The sequence below is a fragment of the Salinirussus salinus genome (genome assembly GCF_009831455.1).
GTDB lineage: Archaea > Halobacteriota > Halobacteria > Halobacteriales > Haloarculaceae > Salinirussus > Salinirussus salinus.
The window spans coordinates 359157-371499 of sequence record NZ_WOWO01000003.1 but is presented as its reverse complement, the minus strand read 5'-3'; the positions used below and the strand labels follow the sequence as shown (position 1 = coordinate 371499).

General features: G+C 69.3%; 13 protein-coding genes. 4 read left to right on the top strand and 9 right to left on the bottom strand.

What is annotated here, in order from left to right; translation table 11 throughout:
* The first annotated feature begins 92 nt into the window (after positions 1 to 92).
* Positions 93 to 1064 (top strand): quinone oxidoreductase family protein, encoded by a 972-nt coding sequence (locus GN153_RS11845; RefSeq protein ID WP_159903019.1) that lies wholly within the window; start codon positions 93 to 95, stop codon positions 1062 to 1064.
* Between the two features lie 38 nt (positions 1065 to 1102).
* Here the strand turns inward: GN153_RS11845 and GN153_RS11840 are convergent, their stop codons facing one another.
* The 4 genes from GN153_RS11840 to GN153_RS11825 form a co-directional block, all read right to left on the bottom strand.
* Entirely contained in the window at positions 1103 to 1582 is a 480-nt protein-coding gene (locus GN153_RS11840) for a MaoC/PaaZ C-terminal domain-containing protein (protein WP_159903017.1), read from the bottom strand.
* Positions 1579 to 2121 (bottom strand): PaaI family thioesterase, encoded by a 543-nt coding sequence (locus GN153_RS11835; RefSeq protein ID WP_159903015.1) that lies wholly within the window; start codon positions 2119 to 2121, stop codon positions 1579 to 1581. The genes GN153_RS11840 and GN153_RS11835 overlap by 4 nt, the downstream gene beginning before the upstream one ends.
* 4 nt (positions 2122 to 2125) lie before the next feature.
* The gene (locus GN153_RS11830) at positions 2126 to 4087 is read right to left on the bottom strand and encodes a 3-hydroxyacyl-CoA dehydrogenase/enoyl-CoA hydratase family protein (protein ID WP_159903013.1); all 1962 of its coding nucleotides are present in this window, start codon (positions 4085 to 4087) and stop codon (positions 2126 to 2128) included.
* Positions 4088 to 4379: 292 nt separating this feature from the next.
* Positions 4380 to 5963 carry a long-chain-fatty-acid--CoA ligase gene (locus GN153_RS11825; protein WP_159903011.1) on the bottom strand — a complete coding sequence of 528 codons (1584 nt, stop codon included), beginning with the start codon at positions 5961 to 5963 and terminating at the stop codon, positions 4380 to 4382.
* 201 nt (positions 5964 to 6164) lie between these two features.
* Here GN153_RS11825 and GN153_RS11820 point away from each other — a divergent pair, with 201 nt between their 5' ends.
* Positions 6165 to 7232: a phosphotransferase family protein gene (locus tag GN153_RS11820; RefSeq protein WP_159903009.1), complete on the top strand. Its 1068-nt coding sequence runs from the start codon at positions 6165 to 6167 to the stop codon at positions 7230 to 7232.
* Position 7233: 1 nt separating this feature from the next.
* On the opposite strand, the gene GN153_RS11815 is transcribed toward GN153_RS11820, so the two are convergent.
* The 3 genes from GN153_RS11815 to GN153_RS11805 form a co-directional block, all read right to left on the bottom strand.
* A complete protein-coding gene (locus GN153_RS11815; RefSeq protein ID WP_159903007.1) occupies positions 7234 to 7647 on the bottom strand; it encodes a hypothetical protein in 414 nt (137 codons plus the stop codon).
* Positions 7648 to 8208: 561 nt separating this feature from the next.
* Positions 8209 to 8790 carry a DUF7122 family protein gene (locus tag GN153_RS11810; protein WP_159903005.1) on the bottom strand — a complete coding sequence of 194 codons (582 nt, stop codon included), beginning with the start codon at positions 8788 to 8790 and terminating at the stop codon, positions 8209 to 8211.
* Entirely contained in the window at positions 8787 to 9692 is a 906-nt protein-coding gene (locus tag GN153_RS11805) for an RsmB/NOP family class I SAM-dependent RNA methyltransferase (protein WP_159903003.1), read from the bottom strand. Before GN153_RS11805 ends, GN153_RS11810 begins: the two co-directional genes overlap by 4 nt.
* Positions 9693 to 9774: 82 nt before the next feature.
* Here GN153_RS11805 and GN153_RS11800 point away from each other — a divergent pair, with 82 nt between their 5' ends.
* A complete protein-coding gene (locus GN153_RS11800) occupies positions 9775 to 10125 on the top strand; it encodes a hypothetical protein (protein WP_159903001.1) in 351 nt (116 codons plus the stop codon).
* Positions 10126 to 10184: 59 nt separating this feature from the next.
* Here GN153_RS11800 and GN153_RS11795 read toward each other — a convergent pair whose 3' ends face one another.
* Positions 10185 to 10463: a hypothetical protein gene (locus tag GN153_RS11795; protein ID WP_159902999.1), complete on the bottom strand. Its 279-nt coding sequence runs from the start codon at positions 10461 to 10463 to the stop codon at positions 10185 to 10187.
* A 74-nt stretch (positions 10464 to 10537) separates the two neighbouring features.
* Here GN153_RS11795 and GN153_RS11790 point away from each other — a divergent pair, with 74 nt between their 5' ends.
* Positions 10538 to 11272: a proteasome assembly chaperone family protein gene (locus tag GN153_RS11790; RefSeq protein ID WP_159902997.1), complete on the top strand. Its 735-nt coding sequence runs from the start codon at positions 10538 to 10540 to the stop codon at positions 11270 to 11272.
* A gap of 51 nt (positions 11273 to 11323) precedes the next feature.
* Here the strand turns inward: GN153_RS11790 and GN153_RS11785 are convergent, their stop codons facing one another.
* Complete coding sequence (locus GN153_RS11785) at positions 11324 to 12319, bottom strand: WD40/YVTN/BNR-like repeat-containing protein (protein WP_159902995.1); 996 nt, start codon at positions 12317 to 12319, stop codon at positions 11324 to 11326.
* Positions 12320 to 12343: the final 24 nt, after the last annotated feature.

Sequence of the window (12343 nt, the reverse complement as noted above, 5' to 3'; positions counted from 1 at the left end):
ACTCGGAGCACGGGGCCCGGGCGGAGAGCGAAGTGGCCTCCCGCGACCGCCGACCATCCGGCTTTATGCTCCGTCGCTCCCCCCGGGTTGGTATGCAAGCGATCGAGGTGACCGACTTCGGCGGCAACGACGTTATCGAGGTGACCGACCGCGATGTTCCCGACCCCGGCCCGGGACAGGTCCGGGTCGAGGTGAAGGCCGCGGGCATCAACTTCGCGGACATCATGCAGCGACGCGGCCACTACCAGGGCGGGCCGGAGCCGCCCTACGTCGCGGGGATGGAGGTCGCGGGCGTCGTCGACGCCGTCGGCGAGGGCGCCGACCGCGAGGTCGGCGACCGGGTGATGGGCTTTGCCGATGGTGGCGCCTTCGCGGAGTACGCCGTCGCCAGCGCGGGCGGGCTGCTCGACGCCCCCGAGGGGATGTCCTTCGCCGAGGCCGCCGGCGTCCCCGTGCAGTTCCTGACCGCCCACAACTGCCTGTTCGAGTGGGGCGGCCTGGAGGAGGGCGAGCGCGTCCTGATCCACGCGGCCGCCGGCGGGGTCGGTACCGCCGCCGTCCAGCTCGCCAGCAACGCCGGCGCCGACGTGTTCGGGACGGCCTCCACCGCCGAGAAGCTGGACCTCGCCGCCGACCTGGGCTGTGACCACCCGGTCAACTACACCGAGACCGACTTCGTCGAGGCAGTCGAGGAGATCACCGACGGCGAGAACCTGGACCTGGTGCTCGACGGCATCGGCGGGGAGACCAGCAGCCAGAGCCTCGAGACCCTGCGCGAGTTCGGCCGCATGGTCTGTTACGGTGCGGCCTCGGGCACACCCGGCCAGCTCGACACGGGCGAACTCCTCTTCAACAATTATACCGTGTACGGCTACCACCTCGGCCGCGGGCTGGTGAAGGAACCGGGCCGAGTGCTCTCGGCCGTGGAGCCGCTGAACGAGGGGCTCGCGAGCGGCGACCTCGAAGTGATCGTCGGCCACGAGTTCGACCTGGCGGAGGCGGCCGAGGCCCTGCAGTTCATCGAGGACCGCAACTCCAGTGGCAAGGTCGTCCTGAAGCCCTGAACGGCGGTGAGTAGGCCGGTGCGGTCAGCGACCGCCGGCTACTCCAGCAGCGAGATGAACTCCGCGGAGATGACCGTCTCGTCGTCCTGGTTGACGATGTCGACGTCGTAGCGGACAGTGCCGCCCGCGGTCGGGTGGTCGGGGGTGGGCTCGGTCTCGATGACCTCCATCTCGACGTGGACCGTGTCGCCGATGAAGACTGGACTGACAAAGCGCAGGTGGTCGATCCCGTAGAAGGCGACCACGGCCTCCCGCTCCTCTTCCGACCGGGAGCGCCAGAGCAGGCCCGTGGCGACCGAGAAGACCAGCGCCCCGTGGGCGATCCGCTCGCCGAAAGGCGACTCCTTCATCCGCTCGGCGTCGGTGTGGATGTGGTTGAAGTCGCCGCTGACGCCCGCGAAGTTGGTCACGTCGGCCTCGGTGATCGTGCGGGCCTCCGTCACGCGGGAGTCGCCGACCTCGACGCCGGCGAAAAAGCTGTCCCCGTCCGAATCCCCGCTCGAACTGTCCCCACTCATGTCTCCCCCGCGTGGTCGACGTTCTCGAACATCCGGTAGGTGGTGCCGCCGGTGGCGACGACCTTCTCGGAGCCGTCGGGCGCGGTGCCGGTCACCTCGACGTGGGTCATCCCCATTGACTCGCCCGAGCGGACCACCTCGGCGTCGACCGTGATCGTGGAGGTGGCCGGCCGGACGTACCGGACCGTGAGGTCGGTGGTCACCAGCATCGGGTCCAGCGGGTCCGGGAACGTCGTCCGGAGGGCAAAGGCCGAGCAGCTGTCGATGACGGTGGCCGTGACGCCGCCGTGCAGCGAGCCGCCCGACCAGTTTGCCAGTTTCTCCTGGTGGGGGACCCGCATCACGGCCCGACCCTCCTCGACCTCGACGAACTCGATGCCGAGCCAGGAGAGGAAGCCGTGCTGGTCGAGCACCGCCTGTGCGGCCTCCAGGTCCGTGTGCCGGCCGGACCCGAACTCGCCGTCCTCGGCAGGGTCGCTGACCTCCCCGGAGGCGTCGGCCTCGCGGTCGGCGTCGACCTCACCGTCGGTGTCGGTCATCTCGTCACTTCCCCTCGAACTCGGGCTCGCGGTCCTCGGCGAAGGCCGCGGCGCCCTCCATCATGTCGTCGGTCGTGAGCAGCAGCGAGAACGACTGGCTCTCCAGGTCCAGGCCCGTCTCCAGGTCCTGGTCCTGGCCGCTGTTCATCACGCGTTTGGCGTGGCGGAGCGCGACCGGCGGGCCGTTGACGAGGTCGTCGATGAACTCCCCGGCGACCTCCTCGAAGTTCTCGTCGCTGACGGCGCAGTTGATCAGCCCCCACTTGTGGGCGCGGTCGGCGTCGATGTGCTCGCCGCGGAAGACCAGTTCCTTCGCGCGGGCCTCGGTCAGCATCCGCATCGAGCGCTGGGTCCCTCCGCCGCCGGGGATCAGCCCGAGGTTGATCTCCGGGAAGCCGAACTCGGAGGACTCGGTGGCGACCCGGAGGTCGCAGGCCATCGCGAGCTCGAGCCCGCCGCCCAGACAGTAGCCGTCGATCTTGGCAAGCGTCGGCCGCGGGTAGTTCGCGACCGTCTCGAAGAACTCGCCGGGCTCGGCCTCCTTGGCCGGCTCGATGTCCGAGAAGCCGGAGATGTCCGCGCCCGCACAGAACGCGCGGTCGCCGGCGCCCTCGAAGGTGACCGCCCGGACCTCGTCGTCGTCGATGGAGTTCAGCAGGTCGACGACGGCCTCGGTCAGGTCGCCGCTGAGCGTGTTCATCCGCTCGGGCCGGTCGAGTTCGACCTCGAGCAGGCCGTCCTCGGAGAGCTCCCAGTTGATTGTGTGGTAGTCACCAGGACCGCTGCCGGTGTCGTACTCGTAGAAGCCCTCGCCGGCCTCTTTGCCGGTCTTGCCCTCCTCGACGAGTTCGACGAGATAGTCGACAGGCTCGTAGCGGTCCTCACCGGTGGCCTCGAGCTGGTCTTCCAGCTTCTCCAGCACCGTATCGAGGCCGAGCTTGTCGGCGCGGCGGCAGGGACCCTCGGGGAAGCCGGTGCCCAGCCGCATCCCGGTGTCGATGGCGTCGGGGGTGGCGACGTCGTCGCCGATCAGCCGGGCGGCCTCGTTGATGATCCGCGCCTCGACCCGCAGCCAGTCGAAGTCCTCGGAGACGTCCTCGGGGCCGTAGTCGGCGCCGTCGCCGTCCTCGTAGTCGTAGTAGCCCTTGCCGGTCTTCTGACCCAGCTCCTCGGCCTCGACTTTCTCCTCGACGACCGGCGGGATCGGGTCGCCGGCCTCCTTGCGGACGTGGTAGCCGACGTCGATGCCGGTCAGGTCCGCGAGCTCGAAGGGCCCCATCGGGTAGCCTCGCTCGTGGACCATCGTCGCGTCGGCCTCCCGGACGGTGGCCTCGTCATTCGAAACCATCCAGGCGGCCTCGTCGCCGAACGGCCCCAGGACGCTGTTGACGACGAAGCCGCGGACGTCCTTCCGGACGTAGATGGGCGTCTTGTCGATGGCCTCGACGAACTCGTAGGCGGCCTCGGCGGTCTCGTCGGAGGTCTCGGAGCCGTAGATGACCTCCACCAGGTCCATCTTCACCGGCGGGTTGAAGAAGTGCATCCCGACGACCTGCTCGGGTCGGTCGGTGGCCTCCGCGATGTCGGTGATCGGCAGCGAGGAGGTGTTCGAGGCCAGGATCGTGTGTTCGGGGGTGTACTCGTCGAGGTCCGTGTAGATGTCCCGTTTCAGTTCCAGGTCCTCGGGGGCAGCCTCGATGACGAGGTCGGTACCGTCGACTGCGGCCTCGAGGTCGACCTCGGTCTCGATCCGGCCGAGGATCTCCTCGGGCTCCTCGTCGAGACGGCCGCTCTCGCCGAGTTTCTGGAGGCTCCACTCGATGTCGTCGTAGCCGTCCTCGACCAGTTCCTGCTCGATGTCGCGCATCACGACGTCGTAGCCGGCCATGGCGACGACTTCCGTGATACCGTGTCCCATGTTGCCCGCGCCGAGAACCGTGACGCGGTCGATGTCATCTACGTGCATGACTGTCAGGAGGTGCGTCCGCATCTCCTAAAGTTCCACCGGATGCGGATTTCCACCGCTCGGGCTCGAACCGTCCGCTGTCCGGCGGTATTGGGCGTGGTCGACGCGCAGAAACGGGAAACTCGTTTCGTGTTTCAGCGGACGGTTCTCCCACCCCTCAACCGGACGGTTCGGTTCCCCGGCTCGCGTGTCGCTTCGCTCCCGCTCGCCTATTCCGAGACCTCGCTCTGCTCGGCCTCGCGGCTCCCTGCGGTCGCCGCTCGGTCGTCCGGAGACTTCTCCTTCGCTTCGCTCAGTCGGGCGTCTCCTGCTCGGCCTCGCGCAGCTCGAACTTCTGGACCTTCCCCGTCGTCGTCCGGGGGAGTTCGTCGACGAACTCGACCTCGCGGGGGTGTTTGTAGGCGGCCATGTTGTCCAGGCAGTACTCCTTGATGTCCTCGGGAGTCGCCTCGGCGTCGGGCGTCGGGACGACGAACGCTTTCACCGTCTCGCCGCGGCGCTCGTCGGGGATGCCGACGACGGCCGCGTCGGCCACGTCGGGGTGCTCGAAGAGGAGTTCCTCCACCTCCCGGGGGTAGACGTTGTAGCCGCCGGTGACGATCATGTGCTTCTCCCGGTCGATGACGTAGAAGAAGCCGTCCTCGTCCCAGTAGCCGAGGTCCTCCGTGTGGAACCACGTCTTGCCCTCGGCCTCGGTGAACGCCTCCGCGTTCGCCTCCGGGCGGCCGTGGTAGCCCTTCATCACGTTGGGGCCGGAGACGACGATCTCGCCGACGATCTCCGAGAGGTCGTAGTCGTCCTCGTCGATGGGGCCCGCTTCGACCCGGGGCATCTCCTCGAAGTCGTCGTCGACGACCTTCGCGTCGACGCCGGGGATCGACTTCCCGATGGAACCCTTCCGGCGGGCGCCGGGGCGGTTGGCGTGGGTGATCGGGCTGGTCTCCGTGAGCCCGTACCCCTCGTTGAGTTGGAGGTCGTACATCTCCTCGAAGCGGTCGATGACCTCGATGGGGATCGACGACCCGCCGGAGTTGACAAAGCGCAGCGAGGAGAGGTCGTAGTCGGCGGCGCCGGGCGTGTTGATGATGTCGTTGTACATCGCGGGGACGCCGTGCATGATGGTGATCCCCTCGCTCTCGATCAGCGAGAGGGCCTCCTCGGCGTCCCACTCGGGCATCGGGTAGTACGTCGACCCGTTGTAGAGGCCGGCGTTCATGACGACGGTCATCCCGTAGATGTGAAACAGGGGCAGGACGCCGAGCAGCTTGTCCTCGGGGCCGTAGTCCTCCTCCATCACGTCACCGGCGTGGCGGGTCATCCACCCGAGGTTGTGGTGGGTCAGCAGGACCCCCTTGGGCGTGCCGGTCGTGCCGGAGGTGTACGGCTGGGCGGCGACGTCGTCGTCCGCGCGGTCGACGGTCTCCATGGGCTCCTCGGCCAGGAACTCCTCGAACGGGGTCGCGCCCTCGGCCTCGCCACCGACCGAGACGACCGTCTCGACGCTGTCGTCGACGTCCTCGTCGTCCCGGACCGCCTGGACGAAGGGGACGAGGTCGGCGAGGCCGATGACGGCCTGTGCCTCACTGTCCTCGAGCATGTGACCGATCTCGCGGGCCTTGTACTGGGGGTTCATCGGGACGACCGCGCCCCCCGCACGGAGCACGCCGTAGTAGGAGACGACGAACTGCGGGAGGTTCGGGAGGTACACACCCACACGGTCGCCGGGCTCCAGGCCGGCGTCGGTCAGCGCCTTCGCGAGCTGACCGGTCTGGTGCCAGAACTGCTCATAGGTCATCTCCCGGCCCCGGAAGGAGACCGCCGGCTGGTCGGGATACGCGTCGACCGTCTCCGCGACGTCGGTGACGAGATTCGTCATCGTCTAGAGGAGGCGTGGATGGCCGGATAAAAATTGCTGTATCGTCCGCTTGCAACGGCATCAGCGCGTCAGCGCCGGAAATTCGACGCCGATTCGCGAGGGGTGATACCACGGGTCGCGGCCCGCGCGAACGATGCTCGTCTGCGGGTGTGTGTGGCCAAACCCCACACATTTTCATGCATCCACCGTGGAGAGAGCACCATGGCAGAAGCCGACGACTACTTCGAGCGCCTGGTCGACGTGGACAAGCTCCAGGCCTTTCTGGAGGAGGAACTCGGACCGACAGACAGCTACAGCGTCGAGCGCCACGAGGGCGGCAACTCCAACGAGACGCTCACCGTCGAGTGGGGCGACCGGGAGTTCATCATCCGGCGGCCGCCGCCGGGCGAGACCGCCGACACCGCCCACGACGTCCTCCGGGAGTACGAGGTGATGAGCGCGCTCCAAGGCACCGACGTCCCCCTGCCCGAGACCATCGTCGGCTGCGACGACCACGACATCATCGGCTCCGACTTCTACGTGATGGAGCGGGTCCCCGGCGACGTCCCGCGGGCGGGCGTCCCCGAGCGGTTCCAGACCCCCGAGGGCCGGCAGAAGGTGGGCGAGGAACTGGTTGACACGCTCGCGAAGATCAACCAGGTCGACGTCGAGGCCGTCGGCCTCGAGGACTTTGGCTACCCCGAGGGGTACACCGAACGGCAGGTCGACCGCTGGCACGAGCAACTGGAGTGGGCCTTCGAGGTCACCCGCGAGGAGCGGGAGGTGCCCGCGCTGGACCGGGTCGGCGAGTGGCTGAGCGAGAACACCCCCGAAGAGTACCCCCACACGCTGGTCCACGGCGACTACAAACACGACAACGTCATGTTCGCGCCGGGCACCCCCCCGCGGCTCAACGCCGTGCTGGACTGGGAGATGTCGACGCTCGGCGACCCCTTCTTCGACCTGGGCTGGATGCTCTCCTACTGGCGGGACGCGAAAGACCCCGAGCCCGTGCTGCCCGAACTCGTCACCCGCTTCATGGAACACGAGGACTTCCCGACCCGCCAGGAACTGGTCGCGCGGTGGGAGGAACGCACCGGCCTCGACTACGACAACGACCGCTTCTACCGGACGCTCGCGGTCTACAAGCTCGCCGGGCTGGGCGAGATGTTCTTCCGGCGCCACCTGGAGGGCAACGCCGACAACCCGATGTACCCGAAGATGCGCGAGCGGGTTCCCGCACTCGCCGACCGCGCCGAGCGGATCATCGAGGGCGAGGAGCCGCTGTAGGTCAGGGGAAGCGGGCCTCGCCGGACTCGTCGATCACCACTGTACGATCCCGACCACTATCTTCCCGAACCGACAGTCCCGTGCGGGCCCTCTCCCCAGAATCGAGGCGAACGACGAGAGTGTAGACGCCGGGCTTGAGCGAGCCGACACCGACCTCGCGGGTCGTGCCCGCGCTGGCGAGCGTGCTGGCCTCGCGGACGCGCTCGCCGCTCTGCCGGATGACGGCCGTCACGGTGTAGGCCCTGTCGTCCTCGTTGCGAACCTCGATGGAGGTGTGGAAGGTGGTGCTCCCTTCCAGGTCGTCGTTGGCGGTGCCGGAAGTGTCGTTGGGCCTGGCTTCGATACATCCCGCAAGTCCGGCGGCAGCTACCGACCCGAGGCCGCAGAGCACCGAGCGCCTGGAGGGCAGGCACATGCGCGAATGCTTCCCTCGAACGGCTAACTGTCTTGTGTGCCTCACTCAGATGGCGTTTACTTCAGCAGAACCAGGATTGATTCCAGTAAGAAAGCCCCCGGCGGCTCGCCGGCTGCGACTCGCTGCGCTCCTCAGTCGCTCCGCTCCTTGCGGTGCTTGCGTTGTCTCGCTCGGCGAGCCGCCGGCCCCTTTCAGTCCCGCCCGGCCTGGACAGCCGACTTGGGCGGGACTGAAAGGGGTGGCTGGCTCCGCGAACCCCGCCGTCCGCGGCGCGTCGCGCCGCGGGCTCGGGAGAGCTTCGCTCTCCCGGTGACGCAAGCACGCGAGCACCGTGAGCGCGCGTGGTTCGAGAGAGCGAAGCTCTCTCGTCATCTGCTCACGGCAGCGAAGCTGCCGTTCGCATGGTTCGCGGGACGGAGTCCCGCGCTCATCTCGAAAGAGCGCGCAGCGCTCTTTCGGTGACAGCGAGGCGCGGGAGCGGAGCCAGTCGGGGCTTTCTTGCTGTTCTCAGTACTCCCGACAGCAAGACTGTTTAATCAAACACCACCGTCAGGCGGTACCTCACTTTTCCAATTCACGGCGCCGCCCCTTCGGGACCTGCGAGCGCAGCGTTCCGTAGGTGTAGAGGCCGACCCCGAGCGGTTCGACGCCGCCCGCGATTTCGTGAGCGATGATCAGATACCCCCAGTCGCCCTCCCACTCGACCTCCTGTTCCTCGCCGGCGAGAAACCGTCGGGCGCGCTCGTCGTCGAGTTCCAGAACATTTCGAGTGGCGTGGCCGCCGAACTTCTGGACGCCGGCCATCGTCGGCTTCCAGTGCTCCTGGCGGGTCCTGAGAAGCGTCATCCCCAGGGCCTCGACGTCGACGGCGTCGGGCTCCGGTGTGTCAACTTCCGCGAGACACCATATCTTCCCCGCACCCCGCTCCCAGAAGCTGTATCCCTCGAAGGTCCCGGGCGGGATGCCGAACCGCTCCTCGAACCACTCCAGCACCGCCGCGCGGGTCGGCCGGTTCGGCACCGTCCGCTCGCTGGCCGTGGCGGGCAGGCGGTCGAAGCGGTGGGGGCGGTTCTCGGCCTCGCCGGTGCCCTCGCTGCCGTTCCCGCGCTTGCTCCCGCCGCCTGCCCCGCCTCCGTCGCTCATCCGGTCACCTCCAGTTTCGCACAGAAGAAGCCGCCCGTGTCATTATGATGGGGGTAGATCCGGGCCGCGCGGGTCAGCCGGTCGTCGTAGGTCTCGCCCTGCCACTCGGTGACACCCGAGGCGTGCTCCAGCGGCAGGTCCATCTCCAGGGGCCGGCAGTCCTCCTCGCCCAGCACGTAGTCGACGACGGCCTCGTTCTCCTCGGGGGCGAACGTGCAGGTCGAGTAGACGACGACCCCGCCCTCGCGGGTGGCCTGGACGGCCCGCCGGAGCACGCCCTTCTGGACGGCGGCGACCCCCTCGACGTGTTCCATCGTCCACTCCTCGAGCGTGTCGGGGTTCTTCCGGACGGTCCCCTCACACGAGCAGGGGGCGTCGACCAGCGCGCGGTCGTAGGCGTCGTGGGCAAAGGGTTTCAGCGAGTGGTTGCGGGCGTCCTCGGTAGTGACGGCGGTGTTCGTCACGCCCAGCCGCTCGGTGTTCGAGCGCAGTGCCGACACTCGCCCGATGTTGTTGTCGGTGGCCACCACCCGCCCCGAATCCTCCATCAGCGCCGCGAGCTGGGTGGTCTTGGAGCCGGGCGCGGCGGTGGCGTCCCAGACGACGTCGCCGGGCCGGGGGTCGAGCACGCGGGCCGGGACCGCCGACACCTCCTCCTGGCCGTGGAGCCAGCCGTGGGCGTACGGCCAGTTCGCGCCCGGCTGACCCGAGAGCCGGAAGAGTCCGGGGTGCCACCCGACCGGCTCGGGCTCTAACCCTGCCTCGGCCAGCGCCGCCCTCGCGCGCTCGACGGTCGTCCGGAGCGTGTTGACCCTGACGACCGAGGGCAGCGGGCGCTCGCAGGCCGCCAGGAAGGCCGCGAAGTCACCCACAAGCGGCTCGTACCGCTCCAGGACGTCCATTGGCGGTGCAAGGCCGGGCCGGCGCTTGTGGGTTTCGAAGCGGCGCCAACAGACCTACCCGTGTTCCGCTCCACCCCCCGGTATGGCAGACCCGGACCTCGGAGAGGCGGTCATCGTCTACGAGGACCCCGAGGAGGGGACCGTCGAGCGAACCGTCCCGAACGAGCGCATCGCCTACTTCCAGGACCACTGGATCGTCAAGCTCGACGAGGACGAGGCCGGCAACGACATCGTCCGGCGGGTCCCGCTCCAGCGGGTCCACTACGTCGAGCGGTCGGTCGAGGAGTTCGAGTCGGAGGTGAGCACGCTCCGCAATCAGGTGGAGTCCGTCGCCCGCGACATCGGCTCGACGCTGTTCGGCGACGACGCCGGCGACGCGGACGCCGAACCCAGGACCATCGAGGTCGAGAGCGAGTCCGACGACGACAGCTGAGCCGACGGCTGGGCGCACGACCGTACCGGGCACGCCGTCGCCCCGTGGCGCGGCCCGCGTCAGCCGTCGAGGTCGACGTCCTGCCGGTCGGCGAGCCGCTGGAGGACCCTGGCGGCCCCCTCGTCGTCCAGGTCCTCGACGAGACACTCGACGAAACCGGTCAGCAGCGCCGGCCGGATCCGGAGGTCGACGTACTCGACCCGCCCGTCGGCGACGACGGCGTCGATGTCCCACTCCCCTTCCTGGGGGTCGGTCATCCGGACGTCGACCCAGTCGGTTTCGTCGCCGGTGCCGGAAAACGGCGTCTCCTCGGGCTCGTCGGCCGGTATTTCGCTCATTCCAGGAGGAACACGGCCGACGGACATAATCCCACCGCCGGCGGGATTAAGTCGCTGGGCGTCGCCGTTCCGGTATGGCACACATCGAGGAATTCACCGACGTTGACCTGACGGAGCCGACGCTGGTCGAGGGGCTTCCCGGCGTCGGACTCGTCGGCAAGATCGCGGCCGACCACCTCGTCGAGGAGTTCGGGATGACCGAGTTCGCGGCCTGTCGCTGCGAGGGGCTGCCCGACGTCGCGGTCTACCACGAGGGCAGCCGGGACGTGAAAGCGCCCGTCCGCATCTACGCCGACGAGGCGCGGGACCTGCTGGTCCTCCAGAGCGACATCCCCGTCTCGCCCAGCGCGGCCGAGGAGTTCGCCGGCTGTGTCACCGGCTGGCTCGCTGAACGGGACGTCACACCGGTCTACCTGAGCGGTCTGCCCGTCGAGAAGGAGGGTGTCCCCGGGCTGTACGGGATCGGGACCGGTGCCGGCGGCGCCCTGCTCGAGGAGCACGGGGTCTCGACGCCGGAGGAAAGCGGACTGATCAGCGGGCCAACCGGCGCACTGGTCGCCGAGGCCGGACAGCAGGGCGTCGACGGCGTCGCCCTCGTGGTCGAGGCCAGCCAGGGCTTTCCGGACCCCGAGGCCGCCCGGGTCATCCTGACGGAGGCGGTCGAGCCCATCGCGGGCGTCGAGGTCGACACCGACCGGCTTGTCGAGCAGGCCGACCGGATCGCAACCGCCCGCGAGAACCTCGCCGAGCGGATGCAGGAGGCCCAGGACGAATCCACCCGCGCCCAGCCGCTGGGGATGTACCAGTAGCCGAGCTCGCAGCCACGACATCCCCGTCCCCAGTGGGCCGCCCGCTGCCGCTCAGACCACCGCCAGCCCGCGCCCGACCTGCCCGGTGTAGGCGCCGGGCCACTCGACCGGGAGTGGTTCCCACGCCTCTCCAGCGTCCCGGCTGCGGTAGAGTCCGCGGTTGGTCAGCGCGTAGAACTCGCCGGGCCCGCCCGCGGCCAGCACCGCTCGTACCGTGCCCTCCGGGTCGGGGAGCCCGTCCATCGCCAGGTGCCAGGCGCCGCCGTCGCCTCCGGCGGCTCTGTCGCCGCCCGCCTCCCGCCGGTAGACGTACGCCTCCGCGTTCGCGGGGGTGTGCGCCGAGCGCGCACCGCGGGCCGCCGAGACGACCATTCTGTCGGGGTCGCCGGGGTCGACCGCCAGCCCCCAGACGTAGCGGTGCTCCAGCCCCTCCTGGGGGTACCGCCAGCGCCCGCCGCGGTCCCCGGACTCGGCGTACCCGTCGCCCGCGGCGACGTAGACCCGCTCCGGGGCCTCGGGGTGGGTGGCGACGGTGTGGTTGTCCCGCCGGGCGCCCTCGGGGTGGGGCTCCCAGCTCTCCCCGGCGTCGGTCGACCGGACGAACGCGCCGGCCTCGATTGCCACGTACAGCCGGTCGGGGTCGTCGGGCGCGACCGCGATCCACCGGACGTGGTGGGTGTGGGGACGCGGCGGGAACGACCACCGGTCGCTCGAGGGGAGCGCGGTCAGGTCCGCACACGCCGTGAGAGACTCCACGTCTCCGTTCGGCGCCCGGTAGACGGCGCTGGGTTCGGTGCCGACCCAGACCGTCCCGTCCGGGCCGACCGTGACGCTCGTCACGCGGTCCGCGAGGTCGACAGCCTGCCAGGTGTCGCCGCCGTCGGGGCTGTACTGGAGGCCGGCCTCGACCGTGCCCGCGACGACGTGGTCGCCGTCGGCAGCGAGACACTCGAAGTCGTGGCCGACCAGCGTCTCCTCGGCCTGCCAGCCGCCGTCGGCCTCGCGGACGCGGAGCAGGCGGTCGTCGAGCGCGGCGTGGATGGGCATACCGGAGGTAGCGGTCCCGGCGGT